General features: G+C 70.2%; 16 protein-coding genes. 11 read left to right on the top strand and 5 right to left on the bottom strand.

All coding sequences use genetic code 11. The features are described from left to right. A partial coding sequence (locus ACRDSQ_RS07315; protein WP_431419853.1) for a TPM domain-containing protein occupies nucleotides 1–1,350 on the bottom strand: 1,350 nt, incomplete at its 3' end. An 83-nt stretch (nucleotides 1,351–1,433) separates the two neighbouring features. Between ACRDSQ_RS07315 and ACRDSQ_RS07310 the strand changes: the two genes are divergently transcribed. The 7 genes from ACRDSQ_RS07310 (at nucleotide 1,434) to ACRDSQ_RS07280 (ending at nucleotide 9,136) form a co-directional block, all read left to right on the top strand. Further along, on the top strand, nucleotides 1,434–3,038 hold the full coding sequence (locus ACRDSQ_RS07310; RefSeq protein WP_431419851.1) for a PucR family transcriptional regulator: 1,605 nt from the start codon (nucleotides 1,434–1,436) through the stop codon (nucleotides 3,036–3,038). An 11-nt stretch (nucleotides 3,039–3,049) separates the two neighbouring features. Then, a complete protein-coding gene (locus tag ACRDSQ_RS07305) occupies nucleotides 3,050–3,226 on the top strand; it encodes a hypothetical protein (protein ID WP_431419850.1) in 177 nt (58 codons plus the stop codon). 101 nt (nucleotides 3,227–3,327) lie between these two features. Then, nucleotides 3,328–3,825, top strand: coding sequence for an adenosine deaminase family protein (locus ACRDSQ_RS07300; RefSeq protein WP_431419848.1), 498 nt, complete (start codon nucleotides 3,328–3,330; stop codon nucleotides 3,823–3,825). Between the two features lie 535 nt (nucleotides 3,826–4,360). Further along, on the top strand, nucleotides 4,361–5,899 hold the full coding sequence (locus tag ACRDSQ_RS07295) for an NCS1 family nucleobase:cation symporter-1 (protein WP_431419846.1): 1,539 nt from the start codon (nucleotides 4,361–4,363) through the stop codon (nucleotides 5,897–5,899). Next, nucleotides 5,892–6,734, top strand: coding sequence for a nitrilase-related carbon-nitrogen hydrolase (locus ACRDSQ_RS07290; RefSeq protein WP_431419844.1), 843 nt, complete (start codon nucleotides 5,892–5,894; stop codon nucleotides 6,732–6,734). Before ACRDSQ_RS07295 ends, ACRDSQ_RS07290 begins: the two co-directional genes overlap by 8 nt. Before the next feature lie 10 nt (nucleotides 6,735–6,744). Then, nucleotides 6,745–8,130 carry a dihydropyrimidinase gene (gene hydA / locus ACRDSQ_RS07285; protein WP_431419842.1) on the top strand — a complete coding sequence of 462 codons (1,386 nt, stop codon included), beginning with the start codon at nucleotides 6,745–6,747 and terminating at the stop codon, nucleotides 8,128–8,130. Nucleotides 8,131–8,140: 10 nt separating this feature from the next. Next, nucleotides 8,141–9,136, top strand: coding sequence for a TIGR03842 family LLM class F420-dependent oxidoreductase (locus ACRDSQ_RS07280; RefSeq protein ID WP_431419841.1), 996 nt, complete (start codon nucleotides 8,141–8,143; stop codon nucleotides 9,134–9,136). Nucleotides 9,137–9,163: 27 nt separating this feature from the next. Here ACRDSQ_RS07280 and ACRDSQ_RS07275 read toward each other — a convergent pair whose 3' ends face one another. Next, on the bottom strand, nucleotides 9,164–9,877 hold the full coding sequence (locus ACRDSQ_RS07275; RefSeq protein ID WP_431419839.1) for a hypothetical protein: 714 nt from the start codon (nucleotides 9,875–9,877) through the stop codon (nucleotides 9,164–9,166). A 271-nt stretch (nucleotides 9,878–10,148) separates the two neighbouring features. On the opposite strand from ACRDSQ_RS07275, the gene ACRDSQ_RS07270 reads away from it, so the two are divergent. From ACRDSQ_RS07270 to ACRDSQ_RS07260, 3 genes are all read left to right on the top strand, one after another. Continuing rightward, nucleotides 10,149–11,009 (top strand): hypothetical protein, encoded by an 861-nt coding sequence (locus ACRDSQ_RS07270; RefSeq protein WP_431419837.1) that lies wholly within the window; start codon nucleotides 10,149–10,151, stop codon nucleotides 11,007–11,009. A gap of 186 nt (nucleotides 11,010–11,195) precedes the next feature. After that, nucleotides 11,196–11,702, top strand: coding sequence for a peptidoglycan-binding domain-containing protein (locus ACRDSQ_RS07265; RefSeq protein ID WP_431419836.1), 507 nt, complete (start codon nucleotides 11,196–11,198; stop codon nucleotides 11,700–11,702). A 9-nt stretch (nucleotides 11,703–11,711) separates the two neighbouring features. Then, a complete protein-coding gene (locus ACRDSQ_RS07260) occupies nucleotides 11,712–12,275 on the top strand; it encodes a hypothetical protein (RefSeq protein ID WP_431419834.1) in 564 nt (187 codons plus the stop codon). Here ACRDSQ_RS07260 and ACRDSQ_RS07255 read toward each other — a convergent pair. Then, nucleotides 12,252–13,133 carry a PPK2 family polyphosphate kinase gene (locus tag ACRDSQ_RS07255; RefSeq protein ID WP_431419832.1) on the bottom strand — a complete coding sequence of 294 codons (882 nt, stop codon included), beginning with the start codon at nucleotides 13,131–13,133 and terminating at the stop codon, nucleotides 12,252–12,254. The two genes, ACRDSQ_RS07260 and ACRDSQ_RS07255, sit on opposite strands and share 24 nt — an antisense overlap. 137 nt (nucleotides 13,134–13,270) lie before the next feature. Here ACRDSQ_RS07255 and rocD point away from each other — a divergent pair, with 137 nt between their 5' ends. Next, nucleotides 13,271–14,509, top strand: a complete 1,239-nt coding sequence (rocD, locus tag ACRDSQ_RS07250; protein ID WP_431419830.1) for an ornithine--oxo-acid transaminase — start codon at nucleotides 13,271–13,273, stop codon at nucleotides 14,507–14,509. Between the two features lie 46 nt (nucleotides 14,510–14,555). On the opposite strand, the gene ACRDSQ_RS07245 is transcribed toward rocD, so the two are convergent. Then, on the bottom strand, nucleotides 14,556–15,701 hold the full coding sequence (locus ACRDSQ_RS07245; RefSeq protein WP_431419829.1) for a reprolysin-like metallopeptidase: 1,146 nt from the start codon (nucleotides 15,699–15,701) through the stop codon (nucleotides 14,556–14,558). A 121-nt stretch (nucleotides 15,702–15,822) separates the two neighbouring features. After that, complete coding sequence (locus ACRDSQ_RS07240; protein ID WP_431419827.1) at nucleotides 15,823–17,445, bottom strand: ABC-F family ATP-binding cassette domain-containing protein; 1,623 nt, start codon at nucleotides 17,443–17,445, stop codon at nucleotides 15,823–15,825. Nucleotides 17,446–17,507: the final 62 nt, after the last annotated feature.

The following is a 17,507-nucleotide window of genomic DNA, read 5'->3' as shown; positions in this document are numbered from 1 at the left end:
GCCGTGCGGGGCCAGTTCAGCGGCGGCGGCGATGTCGGCTCGGGCCTCTTCCAGCGCGGCGGGCAGGGTGGCGATGGCGTGGCGGATGTTGTCGGCGGCGCTGTCGACCGCGTCGAGGAGCGTGCGGGCCTGGCCGACCGCGCCCTCGGCCGCGCGGATCGCGGCGACGGCCGGGCCCTGTTCACCCGCGGGGCGCGCCACGTAAGAGCGGCCCTCCGTGATGTTGCGGTCGGCGTAGTCGAGCCGTTCCTTCGCGTGGTTGACGTTGTCGCGCACCGGGGCGAGGGTCGGCGCGGGGAACTCGCCGACGAGCCGGGCCAGCGTCGCCTCCGACTCCGGGAGGCGGCTGCTCAGGGTGACCATCTCCTGGGTCAGCGCGTCGAGCCGCTGCGGGGCGTTGATCAGCAGGTCGCGCATGCCGTCGAACTCGGCGACCTGGGCGTCGAGTTCCTGGTCGGCCTTGCCGCAGCCGCTGATCAGGTCGACAAGCAGGTCCCGCTGCTGCTGCGGGGTCTCCGGGATCTTGTCGTCGAGCCGCTGCCGGATGGTGAATGCCTGCGCCAGCGCGGCCTTCGCGGTGTCGAGGGCCGCGGCGAACGGGCGGGTCTGGTCCGCACCGAACTCGCCGCGGGCCAACTCCAGCTCCTCCGCGCTGGTGCGCAGCGCGTTGTCCAGCTCGACCAGGACCTCCTTGGACCGCTGGTCCAAAGCCTCGACGGGCAGCGCGCCCAAGGCCGCGGTGTCGAGCGGGTCGACGTCGCGCGCGGCCTCGACGCCCGCCTTGACCCGCGAGCGCTTGCGGTAGCGCGTGTAGGCGTACACCCCGCCCAGCCCCACGGCGATCGCGGCACCGCCGATCAGCAGGTCGCGGCCCCCGGTCGACCCGCCCGCGGCGGCGTCGAGCCCGGCCGCCGTGGCGACGGCCGCGCCCGCCCAGTCCTGCTCGCGCAGGGCCGGTTCGAGGTCGTTGGCGAGCAGGCTCTCGAACTCGGTGTCGCTGATCTCCTGCGGCAGCCCATCGGAGAACAGGTTGTACTCACGGTCGACCGTGGCGACGGCGAGGATCACGTCGCGGTCGCCGAGCGCGCTGAGGGTGGCGGTGCGCTGCGCCCACGAAGCGGCGGCCTGGCCGTCGAAGTCGGGCACATAGACCACCCAGAGGCGCAGCCTGCGGGAGTCGTAGAGCTTGTCGATCGCCGCCTGCACGTCGGAGCGTTCACCGCCGTCGAGCGCCTGGGCCTTGTCGGTGATCTGGTTCGGCAGCCGCGCGGGCGGCTCGGCCGCGGCCGTCCCGGGCAGGCAGATCAGGAACAGGAAGGCCACGACGGTCAACACCCGGGCGAACGGCATGGCGTGAATCTATCGGGTGGCGGACGGGTGTACCGGCTGGTCAAGGTGTACCGGCGACCCGAGTCGCGCCTTACAGTATGTCGATGTACCCGACCGTGTCGGAGATCTTGGCGCTGCCGGTGATGCGGCAGGGCGCCCCGACCGTGGTGGCGGGCGCGTCCGGGCTGTCACACCGGGTGCGGTGGGTGCACGCCGCCGAGGTCGCCGACATCGCCCACCTGCTGCGCGGCGGCGAGCTCGTCCTCACCACCGGCATCGCCCTGCCCGACGACCCCGAGGGCCTGACCCGCTACGTCGACGAACTGGCGGGCATCGGCGCCGCCGGGATCGTCGTGGAGCTGGTCCGGCACTGGAGCCACTCGCTGCCGCCCGCGCTCTCGGCGGCGGCGGAACGGCACCGGCTGCCGTTGATCACCCTTTCGCGTGAGACCCGGTTCGTCGCGGTCACCGAGGCGGTGGTCGGCCTGATCGTCGACGCCCAGGTCGCCGAACTGCGCACCGCCGAGCAGGTCCACGAGACCTTCACCGCGCTCACCGTCGCGGGCGCCGAACCCGCCGAGGTCCTGCGCGAGGTCACCAGGGCGTCCGGTCTGCCGGTCGTGCTGGAGACCCTGGCCCACGACGTCCTCGCCTACGACGCGGGCGGCGAGGCCCCCGGCGAACTCCTCGCCGACTGGGCGCGGCGGTCGCGGGCGGTGACGGTCTCCGAGCGCACGGCCTACCACGACGCGGCGGGCTGGCTGGTCACCGTCGTCGGCGCCCGGGGCAACGACTGGGGCAGGCTCGTGCTGCTCTGCCCGGAGCCCCCGGCCCATCACCACATCGTGATAGTCGAGCGCGCCGCCTCGGCGCTGGCCGTGCACCGGTTGGCCGCCCGCGACCGCGAAGGCCTGGAACGCCACGCCCACCGGACCCTGCTCGCTGAGTTACTGGCCGCCCCGACCCCACCCCCGGACCTCGTCGCGCGAGCCACCGGGCTGGGGGTGCCGCTGGAGAACCGCCAGCTCATCGGCGTCTCCGTGCGGCCGGGCACCGAGGTGACACCGGCTCAGGCGATGGCCACCCAGGAGGTCCTGCGCGACCTCGCGGAGGCCACCTCGCTGGCGACCCGACGGGCCAGGGTCGCCGCCCTGGTCGGCATCGTCGACGACATCAGTGTGCGAGCACTGCTCTCGCTGACCCCGCAGGCGGACACCCAGTCGGTCCTGCGCAGGCTGGCGAAGGAGATCCACCAGTCCCCGCGCCCGGTGGTCCTGGCGGTGGGGACGACCGTCGGCACGATCAGCCAGGCCCGCCGAAGCCTGGTCGAAGCCGCCCACGTGGCCCAAGCCGCCCTGCGAACTCCCGGCACGAAACCCTTCCACCGCCTCGATGACGTGCGGCTGCGGGGTCTGCTGCACCTGCTGGCCGACGACGACCGGGTGACCGCCTTCGCCGACCGCGAACTGGCCGCCCTGATCGCGCGGGACGCCACCCACGGCAGCAGGCTGCTGGACACGCTGCGGCACTACTGCGAACACGGCGGCAACAAGTCGGCAGCGGCGGCGGCCGCCCACATGTCCAGAACCGCCTACTACCAACAACTGGCCCGACTCGAACAGATCCTGGGCGTCTCCCTCGACGACCCGGAGTCGGTGCTGTCACTCCATGTCGCGCTTTTGGCCCTGGATGTGCGGTCGAGCGGATAGTCTCGGTGAACGTGACGGACTTGATCTCGCGTCTTCCCAAAACCGACCTGCACCTGCACCTCATGGTTTCAGCCTCCGTGGACACCGTCCTCGAACTGGCCAAACGCCACCCGGACCGCGGTGTCCCCACCGACCGGCAAACGCTCTCCGACTTCTACGCCTTCCGCAGCGCGTCCACGGCCGAGTAGACCTCGATGAAGTGCGGGTGGGCGGAGATCACCGTCACCCCGTTCTCCATCCCGGCGAGTCCTAAGGCGACTGTCCCTTTCGGAGGCCGCGTTCGCTGGGGATGTCGAAGATCCAGCCGAGTTCGACGCTCGGCCCCAAAGCCGTCGTCCACGCGGGCGAGACAACGGGCCCGGACACCATTTGGTCGGCGCTCCGCGACCTCAGAGCCGACCGGATCGGCCACGGCACGAGCGCCACCCGCGACCCCGAACTCATGACCCACCTCGTCGAACACGCGATCCCGGTCGAGGTGTGCGTGTCATCGAACATGCGCACAAACTCCGTGCCCGACCTGGCGAGCCACCCGGTCGCCGAGATGCTCGGCGCCGGGATGACCGTCTGCGTGGCGACCGACGACCCCGGCATGTTCGACACCGACCTCGACCGCGAGTACCGCCTCATCGCCGACTTGGCGGGACTCGACGTCGCGGGTGTCCGCGACCTCGCCCGCGCGGGCGTGGCCGCGAGCTACGCCCCGGACTCACTCAAGCGGGGGTTGACCGACCGGATCGCGGACATTCGAGTCCAGGAACCCCTACTCGGCGGCCCGAACGATTAGGGGGCGGGAATGGGGACAACCATTTCCGCCGCGGGCACCCGACCGGTCCCGTCATCCAATGCGCCGACCCGCCAGACCAGCACGACGGCCAGGGCGACCATCACCGCGATGGCCGCCGCGGGCACGAGACGGGCACCCAGGCCAGGTGGATTCTCTTGGCACGCAACAGAATCATCAGCTTCGGCATTGTCCGATGTCGACCATCGCGAATCGAGCCCGGCCATGGAACCCCCCGGTTACCGCCGCCCCAGGGAAATGCGGAGAAATAGCGCCGATTTCCCTCCGAACCTCGAACGTAACGTTTCCCGCGGCATCGGGCAATAGGCCAAGGCGACGCACCGGGGGCACCGCATAGGGGCCGGGCAATCGCACGTGACGGCGGGGGTACGCGTCGGTCGGGAGGCGACCGCGATTACGCAACTGGCACTGTGTGCGCTGTGTGCGGCAAGCCTGAACACAGTGACACTGCCGGGTGACAGCGGCTGCCTCCACGATGCCGGGATGGAACTCTGATCCACGAGCATCGGAGTAGGCGATGGCGATTGCGGAACAGTCCACCCAGATCACCCAGCCCGACGGCCGGGTCGACCTGTCCGACCACGCCGGCATAGCGAACAGCCGCTACTACAACCCCGAACTCGCGCCCGTGCCGGTCGAGAAGCGCACGTGGACGACGTACAACTACTTCGCGCTGTGGATGGGGATGGCGCACAACATTCCGAGCTACACGCTGGCGGCGTCGCTGATCGCGTTCGGGATGGACTGGTTCCAGGCGTTCATGACGATCACCCTGGGCAACCTGATCGTGCTTATCCCGATGCTGCTCAACAGCCACGCGGGCACCAAGTACGGCATCCCGTTCCCGGTGTTCGCCCGCGCGTTCTACGGGGTGCGCGGGGCCAACCTGGCGGCCCTGCTGCGCGGGTTCATCGCGTGCGGCTGGTTCGGCATCCAGACCTGGGTCGGCGGGCAGGCGCTCTACGTCATCGTCGGCACCCTCGCGGGCGACGGATGGACGAACTCCGCGGTGGTGCTCGGACAGCACTGGACGCTGTGGCTGTGCTTCGGCCTGTTCTGGATCATCCAGATGCTGATCATCTGGCGCGGGATGGACGCGATCCGCCGGTTCGAGAACTGGACCGCTCCCCTGGTGTCGGTGGGCTTCCTGATTCTGCTGGGCTACGTGCTCATCAAGGCGGGCGGCCTCGGCCCGATCCTGTCGGCGCCGTCGAAGCTCGGCTGGGGCACCGACTTCTGGAAGGTCTTCGCACCGTCGCTGATGGCGATGATCGCGTTCTGGGCGACGCTGTCGCTGAACATGCCGGACTTCACCCGATTCGGTGGCAGCCAGCGCAAGCAGATCCGCGGCCAGATCCTCGGCCTGCCGACGACCATGTCGTTCATCGCGATCGTCGCCATCCTCACCACCTCCGGCGGGCAACTGCTCTACGGCGAGGCGATCTGGGACCCGGCGCTGCTCGCGGCCCGGTTCGACAACCCGGCCGTCATCATCGTCGCGCTGGTCGCGCTGGTGCTGGCGACCGTGTCGTGCAACCTCGCGGCCAACGTCGTCAGCCCGTCCTACGACTTCTCCAACGCCTTCCCCAAGCGCATCACATTCGCGATGGGCGGGCTCATCACCGGGGTCATCGGCATCGCGGTCATGCCGTGGCGGCTGATCTCCGACCCGTCGATCTACATCTTCGCCTGGCTCGGCTTCTATGGCGGCGTGCTCGCCGCGGTGGCGGGAGTGCTCGTCGGCGGGTACTGGTTGGTGGTGCGCACCCACCTCGACGTCAAGGACCTCTACCGCGACGGCGGCGGCCGCTACTGGTTCAACGGCGGCTGGAACCCGCGCGCGGTCGTCGCCACCCTGGTCGGCGCGGTGCTCGCGGTCGGCGGAGCCTACGGCGGCCCGTTCCCCGCCGACGGCATGATCCCGCTGCTCAAGCCGCTCTACGACTACAACTGGCTCGTCGGCGTCGTCGCCGCGTTCGCCACCTACCTGGCGCTGTCGTTGCCGACTCGCGACAGCGTTCCCGTTCAGCTACTCGAAGGAGAGGCCCGTGCCTAACATCATCAGGGCGGGGCTGGTCCAGCAGAAGTGGACCGGCGACAAGGAATCCATGATCGCCAACGCGGTCGAGGCCATCGCCACCGCCGCGTCGCAGGGCGCGCAGGTGGTGTGCCTGCAGGAGTTGTTCTACGGCCCCTATTTCTGCCAGGTGCAGGACGCCGACTACTACTCCTACACCGAAGGCATCCCCGACGGCCCGACCACCGAGCTGATGTGCGAGATCGCCGAGCGGCACGGGGTGGTGCTGATCGTGCCGATGTACGAGCAGGAACAGCCCGGCGTGTACTTCAACACCGCCGCCGTCATCGACGCCGATGGCACCTACCTGGGCAAACACCGCAAGAACCACATCCCCCAGGTGAAGGGGTTCTGGGAGAAGTTCTACTTCCGGCCCGGCAACCTGGGCTACCCGGTGTTCGACACCGCGGTCGGCCGCATCGGCGTCTACATCTGCTACGAGCGGCACTTCCCCGAGGGCTGGCGGGCGCTGGGCCTGGCCGGGGCGAAGATCGTGTTCAACCCGTCGGCGACCAGCCGGGGGCTCTCGGAGTACCTGTGGCGCCTGGAGCAGCCCGCAGCGGCCGTGGCCAACGAGTACTTCGTCGGCACGATCAACCGCGTCGGCGTGGAACCGCTGGGCGACAACGACTTCTACGGCCAGTCCTACTTCGCCGACCCGCGCGGGCAACTCGTGGGGGACGCGGCGTCCGACACCGAGGAGGAGATCGTCGTCCGTGACCTGGACATGGACCAACTCGCCGAGGTTCGCGACCTTTGGGCGTTCTACCGCGACCGCAGGCCCGACACCTACGAGTCGCTCACCCGGCCCTGAGAGGGATTTCATGACCACGCTCATCCGCAACGGCACGGTCGTGAACGCGACCGGCCGGATGGCCGCCGACGTCCTGGTCGACGGCGAGACGATCGCCGCGGTGGCCGCTCCCGGTGTCTTCACCGAGGCGGACACGATCATCGATGCGGCCGGGAAGTACGTGATCCCCGGAGGGATCGACGGGCACACGCACATGGAGATGCCCTTCGGCGGCACGTTCTCCAACGACACCTTCGCCACCGGCACCACGGCGGCGGCGTGGGGCGGCACGACCACGATCATCGACTTCGCCGTGCAGGCCAAGGGAACGTCACTGTTGTCCACTATGGACAAGTGGCACGAGAAGGCGGACAACCACTGCGCCATCGACTACGGCTTCCACATGATCATCTCCGACGTGAACGACTCGTCGCTCAAGGAGATGGAGTCGTGCATCGACGCCGGGGTCAACAGCTTCAAGATGTTCATGGCGTATCCAGGAGTCTTCTACTCCACCGACGGCGAGATCCTTCGCGCGATGCAGCGCGCGTCGGAGACCGGGTCGATGATCATGATGCACGCGGAGAACGGCATCGCGATCGACCAGCTCGTCGCCCAGGCGATCGCCGCGGGCCGCACGGAACCGCTGCACCACAGCCTGACCCGGCCCCCGGAGCTGGAGGGCGAGGCAACCTCGCGGGCGATCCAGCTCGCGAAGGTCACCGGCGCGCCGCTCTACATCGTGCACCTGTCGGCCCGGCACGCGCTCGAAGCCGTGGCGGCGGCCAGGAACACCGGGCAGAACGTGTTCGCCGAGACCTGTCCGCAGTATCTCTACCTGTCCATTGAGGACATGAAGAAGCCGGACTTCGAGGGCTCGAAGTACGTCGCCTCTCCCCCGCTGCGCCCCAAGGACCACCAGACGGACCTGTGGCGCGGCCTGCGGACGAACGACCTGTCCGTGGTCTCGACCGACCACTGCCCCTTCTGCTTCAAGGACCAGAAGGAGCTGGGCCGCGACGACTTCTCCAAGATCCCCAACGGCATGCCGGGCGTCGAGCACCGGATGGACCTGCTGCACCAAGGGGTCGTGGCCGGTGAGATCTCCTTGGAGCGGTGGGTGGAGATCAGTTCCACCACGCCCGCCCGGATGTTCGGCCTGAACGGTCGCAAAGGGACGATCGCGCCGGGCGCGGACGCCGACATCGTGGTGTACGACCCGACCGCCAAGCAGACGATCTCGGCGGCCACGCACCACATGAACGTCGACTACTCCGCCTACGAGGGCATGGACATCACCGGCAAGGTCGACACGGTCATGTCCCGGGGCGCGGTGGTCATCGCCGACGGCGCGTTCCACGGCCGCGAGGGGCACGGCAAGTTCCTCAAGCGCGACCTGTCTCAGTACCTCATCTAAGGAGCGGGACATGGATTTCGGAGTGGTGCTGCAGACCGACCCGCCCGCGCGCGAGGTCGTGCGGCTGATGGCCGAGGCCGAGCAGCGGGGATTCACCCACGGCTGGACGTTCGACTCGTGCGTGCTCTGGCAGGAGCCGTTCGTCATCTACTCGCAGGTGCTCGCGGCGACGAACTCGCTGGTCGTCGGCCCGATGGTGACGAACCCGAGCACCCGCGACTGGTCGGTGACCGCGTCGCTGTTCGCGACCCTCAACGACATGTTCGGCAACCGCACTGTCTGCGGCATCGGCCGCGGTGACAGCGCCCGCCGGGTCATCGGCCAGAAACCGGCCACGCTCGACGTCCTGCGCGATGCCATGCACGTCATCCGTGAACTGGCGGAGGGCCGCGAGGTCGAACACCACGGCGCGCCGGTGCGCATCCCGTGGGTGCGCGACGGCAGGCTGGAGATGTGGATGGCCGCCTACGGCCCGAAGGCACTGAAACTGGTCGGCGAGCACGCCGACGGCTTCATCCTGCAGACCGCGGACCCGGCCATCGCCAAGTGGACCATCGACGCCGTGCGCGACGCGGCGAAGGCGGCGGGCCGGGACCCGGGCGGCATCACCATCTGCGTCGCCGCCCCGGCCTACGTCGGCGACGACCTGGCCCACCAGCGCGACCAGCTGCGCTGGTTCGGCGGCATGGTCGGCAACCACGTCGCCGACCTGGTCGCCCGCTACGGCGAGTCGGGCCCGGTTCCGCACGAGCTGACCGACTACATCCGCGGCAGGCAGGGCTACGACTACGCCCACCACGGCAAGGCGGGCAACCCGTCGACGGACTTCGTGCCCGACGAGATCGTCGACCGGTTCTGCCTGCTCGGCCCGGCGTCGGCCCACGTGGACCGGATCGCGGAGCTGACCGAGCTGGGCGTCGACCAGTTCGCCCTCTACCTGATGCACGACCAGCGCGAGAAGACCCTGGCAGCGTACGGAGACGACGTGATCCCACACGCGCGGTGACCGAGTTGGAGTCGGCGGCGCTGTCACTTACCTTGTGCACGACCAGTGGCACGACGAAAAGGTAAGTCCATGGGCGACATCCCCGCCGACCTCGACCTGGCCTGGGTCGACCCGGACCTCGACGCGGCCGTCGCCGCCCTGGCCGACCGGGATCCCGCGCCCGCGCTCGACCTGCTCGCGGCCACCCGCGAGGACTTCGACCGCCGCGAGCTCGTCGTCGGCGTCCTCGGGCACGTCGCCGCCGACCACCTCGACCTGATGACCGAGCTCAACTCCAGCCGCCGCGAGGACCCGGACGTCCTGCTGCTCTGGGGCAGCGCGCTCGGGTCCGCCGCGGCGAACGCGCGCGGCGCGGCCTATGCCGAGCACACCACCGAGGACCAGTTCGCCCGGATGACGGCGCTGCTCGACCAGGCCCGCTCGACCCTGCGCAAGGCCGCGGCACTGGCGCCCGCCGACCCGGTGACCGCCACGCTGGTGTTCGGCTGCGGCGCCAGGGACGAGTCGTTCCGCACGATCGGTGTCACCCACCTCATCGAGCACCTGGCGATGAGCAAGCTGCCGCGCGTGCACTACGAGCACAACGCCTGCGTCGAACTGGAGACCACCGAGTTCCACGCCACCGGGCGGCCGGAGCAGATCGTCGAGTTCCTGGACACCGTGTGCCGGGCCCTGGGCGACCTGCCGCTGGAGCGCATCGACAAGGAGGCGGGGGTGCTCGCCGCCGAGGGTGGGGCGCACACCGACCCGACGAGCGGGACGCTGCTGGCCCGCCGGTTCGGCACGGCAGGCTATGGGCTGGCCCCGTGGGCGGGTCCGGGCTACGACCGGCTCACCCCGGAGCTGGTGACCGCCCACGCGGCCCGCTTCTTCACCAAGGGCAAACGCCGTCCTGACCATCACCGGCCCACCGCCGGAGGGTCTGCGGCTGCCGCTGCCCGAGGGCGAGCGGCCCGCCCGCGAGACCGCCGAGCCGCTGGCGCTGACCGGTCCACAGTGGTCCCAGGAAGGCGTGACGTCCGTGGGGCTGTCGCTGCTGGGCCCCGCCGGGTCGACCGCCGCATCGATGGGGCTGGGTGTGCTGCGGGAGCGGCTGCTGCAGACCGCCCGGCGCGACCAGGGCATCAGCAACGAGGTCAGCGGCTGCCAGGCCGACCTCGACCCCGCCCGCACCATGCGGCTCGTCGTCCTGGACGCCCGCGAGGGGCGCGAGGCCGAGGCGGCCACCCTGCTGTGGAACACCGCCCGCGACATCGCCACCCTCGGCCCGGACCAGGCCGAACTCGACCACGAGATCGCCGGGTTCGCCGAGGTGCTCGCCGACCCACGCGCCTGCGAGATCATGCTCGATCACGGCGCGCGCTGCGAGCTGTTCGGGTTCCCGTTCCGTCCCATGGAGCAGGTCGCGGAGGAGTTGGCCGCAACCACGCCCGCGCGGGTGGCCGAGACCATGGCGGCGTCGCTGCGCACGGCGCTGCTGGTCGTGCCGGAGGACTGCGAGGTCGCGCTCGCCGACCTGGACGGCAAGCCGCTGACGCTCGGCGGCTGCACCCGGGCCGCGGATGCGCCCGCGGGCACGGTCCTGCGGCCGAAGCTGTTCGCCCGCGCCATCGACAAGTCCGCCCGACGCGCGCGCCTGGTGCTCACCGCGGACGGCATCGCCTACGTCGACGGCGACGGGGACGTCCACTTCGCGGCGTTCACCGACGTGGTCGGGGTCCAGATGGCCGATGACGCGCGGATCCTGTTCACCCGCGGCGGCTGCGTCATCCCGGTCGACAAGGAGCTGTTCTCCGGTGTGGACGTGGCGATCCGCGCGATCGACGCGGCCGTTCCGGCCGAACTGCGGTACCAGAGCAGCGAACTGAACTGAGTCGCCCGATGGGGCGGCCGGACGTGTCCGTTCGGCCGTCCCGTCGGCGATGACCCGAGGCCCGTCCGCCAGCAGGGTTGGGGGATCATCCCCGAGCCGAGGAGTCGGCGCCATGAGCGAGCCTGCGAGCGAATCCATGTCACAGTGCCTTCGCGAGTGGAGCCACCGAACCTGTGAGGTGGCCGCATGAGCGAGCTACCTCCGCTGAACGCGGAACTTGGGGCGGGCGACCAGAGCGACCACGTGCTCGCCATGCAGGAGCGCCTCGCCGAGTTCGGGTACCTCCACGACCCCGCCGACGGCGTCTTCGGTCAGTCCACAGAGGACGCGGTGCGCGAGTTCCAGCGCAACTACGGGCTTCCCGAGGACGGCCGGGTCGGCCCGGAGACCTGGGAGGCGCTCGGCCGCGAAACCGTCAGCTACACGGAGCCCGAACCCGCGGGCCCGGAGGTCGGTGAGCTGTCCGAGGACGGCCAGTGGCGGTGGGACGGCAGCGACTGGCAGGCCGCCACCACGACCGAGCCCACCGACGCCACCCCCGGGATGCTGTCGGGCGACGGCCTGTGGCGGTGGGACGGCGAACAGTGGCAGCCCGCCGAATCCACCGAATCCACCGAGGAGGAGATGTCGACCGAGCAGTTCCAGGACCTCATCGCGCAGTCCATGCAGGTCAACTCGTCGGAAATGGCCTAGGAGGGCACTGTGACCGGAGCACTTGGCACAGCCGGCGCGGCGCTCGATGTGGTGAACAAGGGCGTGGAGACGATCAAGCTGATCATGCGGCCCGGCCACGAGCTGGTCGTCGAGGAAGGCGGCTTCGCCCGGTGCCTGCCTGACAGGATCTCGGACAGCACCCTGGAGGGCGGCGCGGACGCGGAGATCGTCGGGATCTCCTCGGAGTACCACGGCGAGACGCAGAAGGGCATCCTCGGCGAGACCCTCGGCGGCTTCCTCGGCGCCGCGTGGAAGTGGGACATGGTCTTCAGCTGGAAGTACAACGTCCGCGACAACGACCACGGCGCCTACATCCTCGACGCCTCCGCCGACGTGCGCACCAGCCTGGCCTCCGACCAGATCGCGTGGGAGTGGAAGGTCAGCTTCCCCGGCGAGGGGCGGTGGGTCGACCGGGACGAGGGCATCGTCGAGCTGCCGTTCAAGGTCAACATCACCTGCACGCACTCGGTGATCTACGACAAGCTCTGGTACAAGCAGCTGTTCCGCGGCTGGATGCGCGGCGACGGCTCATTCCGCTGTGCCGGCCAGTAGCGGGTCGTTCTTCTTGAGCCGCTTGAGTTCCGCGGCGACGTCGTAGGCCGGTTCGGGCAACTGTGGGTCGAGATCGCGCAGGGTCTCCAGGAGAATCTGCGCGATCGCCCAGTTGCGGTACCACTTGCGGTCGGCCGGGATGGCGTACCAGGGGGCGTCCTCGGTGGAACAGCGGTCGAGGACATCGGCGTAGGCCTTCTCGTAGTCGCTCCACTTCGACCGGACATCGAGGTCGCGGGGGTTGTACTTCCACTGCTTCTCCGGCATCTCCAGCCGGGCGAGCAAGCGCGCGCGCTGCTCGTCGGCGGAGATGTTCAGGAAGCACTTCACAACGGTGGTGCCGGACGAGGCGAGTTCGGCCTCGAACTCGTTGATCTCGTCGAAGCGCGGCTCCCACTTCTCCGGCGGGACAAGTTCGTCGACCCGGACCACCAGGACGTCCTCGTACTGCGACCGGTCGAACACCCCGATCAGGCCGGCCGCCGGGACCTCCTTGCGGATGCGCCACAGGAAGTGGTGGCGCTTCTCGGCCGCGGTGGGCTTCTTGAAGGACGCGACCCGCACGCCCTGGGGGTTCATCAGACCGAAGACGTGCTCGATCGTGCCGCCCTTGCCGGAGGTGTCCATTCCCTGCAGGACCAACAGGACACTGCGCCGACCGCCGCCGAAGGTGCCCTCCGCCCACAGCGCCTCCTGCAGCCTCGCCAGCTCCGCACCCGTCTCGACCAGGCCTTCCGCCGCCTCCGCCTTGGACGACGGGCCGACCGGCGTGTCGCGCGGCGCATGCGGGATCTCGCCGCCCGGGCGTACCCTCAGCGCGTCGCGAACGGACGACGATGTGCCCTGTTTCTTACCCATCCAGGAAGACTAAACCGCCGAGCCGAGTTCTGCTCGCGCAACAAACGACCGTCCAACCTGGAGATGGCGCAACAAATCAGCGTAATAAGCAACACTCACCGGATGAAACCATCATGCCGCCCCCTTAGCCTGGGGGCATGACCGTGACTGTCACTCCCACCACCGCAGCCACGCCGGAGTCGGCGGCCGACTTCATCGCCCTCGATGAGCGCTGGAGCACGCACAACTACCACCCGCTGCCGGCGGTGATCGCCGAGGCCGAGGGGGCCTGGGTGACCGACGTGCACGGCAAGCGCTACCTGGACTTCCTCGCCGGGTACTCCGCGCTCAACTTCGGCCACCGCCACCCGGCGCTCGTCGCCGCGGCGGTCGAGCAGCTGCACAAGGTGACGCTCACCAGCCGCGCCTTCCACCACGACCAGCTCGGGCTGTTCTGCCGGGAGCTGGCCGAGCTGACCGGCACCGACCTCGTGCTGCCGATGAACTCCGGCGCCGAGGCCGTCGAGTCCGCGGTGAAGGTCGCCCGCAAGTGGGCCTACCGGGTCAAGGGCGTCCCGGAGAACACCGCGGAGATCATCGTCGCGGGCTCGAACTTCCACGGCCGGACCACCACGATCATCTCGTTCTCCACCGACGAGGTCGCCCGCGCCGACTTCGGCCCGTTCACCCCGGGCTTCAAGGTCGTGAAGTACGGCGACGCGCAGGCGCTCGAAGCCGCCATCACCGACCGCACCGCCGCGATCCTGGTCGAGCCGATCCAGGGCGAGGCGGGCGTGCTCGCGCCGCCGTCGGGCTACCTGCGCGAGGTCCGCGCGCTGTGCGACCGCAACAACGTGCTGTTCATCGCCGACGAGATCCAGTCCGGCCTGGCCCGCACCGGCACCCTGTTCGCCCTCGACGCGGAGGGTGTCCGCGCGGACCTCTACACGCTGGGCAAGGCCCTCGGCGGCGGCATCCTGCCGGTGTCGGCGGTCGTCGGCCGCGGTGACGTCTTGGGCGTGCTCAAGCCCGGCGAGCACGGCTCGACCTTCGGCGGCAACCCCCTGGCCTGCGCGGTCGGCCGCGCCGTGGTCAAGCTGCTGGCGACCGGCGAGTTCCAGGAGCGCTCAGCCGCCCTGGGCGCGTACCTGCACGGACGGCTCGGCGAACTGGTCGGCCGCGGTGTCGCGGAGGTGCGCGGCCGCGGCCTGTGGGCGGGCGTCGAGATCGCCCCCGGCGGCCCCACCGGCCGCGCGGCGTCGGAAGCGCTCATGGCGCGCGGCGTGCTGTGCAAGGAAACCCACGACACCACCCTGCGAGTCGCGCCGCCGCTGGTGATCACCGAGGCGGAGATCGACCTCGGGGTCGACGCCATCGCCTCGATCGTCACCCACTGAACTCCGGGCGGCCGGGTGCGCGACGCCCCGGCCGCCCGGCCTCCACTCACCGAAACGCCGCGACCGTGGCCGCCCGCTCCCGCATGACCCGCGCGTTGTCGCTGGTCTCGGCGTTGCCCAAGACCTGACCCTGGTACGTGACCAGCGGGCTGGACCAGTAGTTGATCCGCGGGCACGCGGCCGGGCAGGGGTAGGACATGATCGTCCGGAACCGGCCGGGCACCACATGCCCGTGTCCGTACTGGTATCCGCCCGCCTCATTGGCCGCGTCGTGGTCGGCGCCGAAGTTGTGGCCGATCTCGTGGGCCAGGCTGAAGTTCGCCCGCGCGCAGTCGGTGTTGACCACCGAGAACGCCGTTTTGGCTGTCGCCTTGATGAAGCCGAGACCGCAGTTCCCGTTGCGCCGCACCAGCATGCTCACCACGTCGGCCTTGACCTCGTCCCGCTTGGCGTCGACGCCGCCGACCCGGCCCGCGCGCAGCGCGCTGAGGTCCTTGTCGAACCCGCGCTCGTCGTAGTCGGTCGGCAGGACGCCCGCGAGTTCGAACTTGATCGCCAGCCGATTGTTGGCGAAGCCCCGGTTGGCCAAGGCGATCGCCAACTCGGCGAGCCCCCGCAGGTCCGGCACCGTCGAGGCCTGCGCACTCGCCGCGACCAGCACCCGGACGACAGTCACACCCACGGAGACACCGACCGTGAGGGAATCCGGCTCGCCGGTCGGCGCGGCGTGCCGGGAGGGCGGCATGGTGGCGTAGTCGACCTCGTCGAAAACGTGTCCGCCGTCCGAAGTGGGCCGCAGGGTGTACGCGACGCCGCCGTGGGCGACGGTGCCGGTCACCTGGTCGCCGTGGCGGATCAGGGTGACCGCTTCAAGCGAGTCGCTCGGCGGCGCGCCATCGACGCCGCCGAACCAGGCGTTACCGCCGGACCCCGTGATCTCCGTGTGGTGCCGCACGGCCCGCACGACCTGGTCACCGAGCGGGATCTCGATCACCTCGGTCTCGGGGGAGACCACCGCCGCGTCCACTCGAACCAGGGCGCTGTTCGCCACGCCCGCGGCCACCACGTCGGACCGTGACTCGACCGTGAACAGGGCGGCGGGTCTCGCGGCGCCCGCCATCGTGGGAGACGCGAGCAAAGCGGCGGCGGCGAGAACGCAGGCGGCGAAGCCTGCGCGAAGGCGAGTCCTCATGTGACCGTCCCGGGCAGTCGGATGGGCCTCCAGCCTCACCCAGCCGGTCCGCGCGGGGAAAGTTCCACACCGAATCGACCGGGTGGGCTTGTCACCTTTCGGTGGAAACCGCCTCGCTCGTTTATCGCGCTCTGCGCACCCGGGTCTCGTCCCACACCGGCTCGACCGACTCGGACACCACACCGTCCGATTGGAACACCATGAACCGGTTGAACGACCGGGCGAACCAGCGGTCGTGCGTCACCGCGACCACCGTGCCCTCGTAGGCCTCCAACGCGTCCTGCAGCGCCTCGGCCGAGTGCAGGTCGAGGTTGTCGGTGGGCTCGTCGAGCAGCAGCAGGGTCGAGCCGCCCAGTTCGAGCAGCAGGATCTGGAACCGCGCCTGCTGCCCGCCCGAGAGCGTCTCGAACCGCTGCTCCGCCGACCCGGCGAGGCCGTATCGGCTCAACACCGAGGCCGCCGCGCCGCGGTCGAGACCGGTTCGCGCGCCTTCGCCGTGCCACAGGATGTCGACCAGGGTGCGGCCGACCCATTCCGGGTGGTGGTGGGTCTGGGCGAACAGCCCCGGCATCACGCGCGCACCGAGTTTGCGGACACCGGTGTGCGCGACGGCTGCGCTGTCGGCGAGCAGGCGCAGGAAGTGGCTCTTGCCCGAGCCGTTGGAGCCGAGCACCGCGACCCGGTCGCCGAAGAAGACCTCGACGTCGAACGGCTTCATCAGCCCGGTCAGCTCCAGGTTCTCGCACGTGATCGCCCGGATGCCGGTGCGTCCGCCGAGCAGCCGCGGCTTGACCTTCTGCGGCCGCGGCGGCACCGGCGGCGGCCCGATCTCCTCGAACTTGCGCAGCCGGGTCTGCGCGGCCTTGTAGCGACTCGCCATCTCGTGGCTGGTCGCCGCCGCGCGCTGCATCAGCTTGACCAGGTCCTGCAGCTTGGCGTGCTCCTCGTCCCAGCGGCGCTGCTGCTCGGCGATGCGCTCCCAGCGGGCTTCGCGGGCGTCGTGCCAGCTGACGAACCCACCGGCGTGCGTCCACGCGGTGCCCGCCTCGACCGTGACCACCTGCGTGGCCACCCCGGCGAGCAGTTCCCGGTCGTGGCTGATCAGCAGGATCGCCTTGGCGCTCTCGGCCAGCTGGCGCTCCAGCCAGCGCTTGCCCGGCACGTCGAGGTAGTTGTCCGGCTCGTCGAGCAGCAGGACCTGCTCGCGCCCGCGCAGGAGCGCCTCCAGCACCAACCGCTTCTGCTCACCGCCGGACAATGTCCGAACCTCGCGGTAGCGCGCCTTGTCGTAGCCGACACCGAGCGCGGCGACGGTCACGGTGTCCCACAGGACCTCCGCGATGTAGCCGCCCGCCTCGTCGTAGTCGGCGATGGCCTGGGCGTAGCGCATCTGCGTGGGCTCGTCGTCGGTCTCCATCAGGGTCAGCTCGACCCGGTCCAACTCGGCCGACGCCGCCCGCAGCGGGGCCGGGGCGACGGCGAGCAGCAGGTCGTGGACCGTGCGGTCGTCGCGGACCGAGCCGACGAACTGCGGCATCACCGCCAGCCCGCCCTGCACCGAGACGCCGCCGTCGGGGGAGGTCAGCTCGCCGCTGATGATCCGCAGCAGCGTGCTCTTGCCCGCGCCGTTCTCCCCGACCACCGCGACGACCTGGCCCGCGCCGATCCGCAGTCCGGCGTCGCGGAACAGCACCCGGCCGTCGGGCAGCGTGTAGGAGAGCCCGGAGGCGTCAAGGTGTCCCATGCCCCGAATGGTGTCTTATCGAGGCCGCCGGGAGCGAACCAGTTGTCGGGCATAGTGGCGGG

Source organism: Actinokineospora sp. (assembly GCF_050699995.1).
Taxonomy (GTDB): Bacteria; Actinomycetota; Actinomycetes; order Mycobacteriales; family Pseudonocardiaceae; genus Actinokineospora.
Note: the sequence above shows the minus strand (reverse complement) of the source record. Positions and strands in the feature narration are given on the sequence as shown.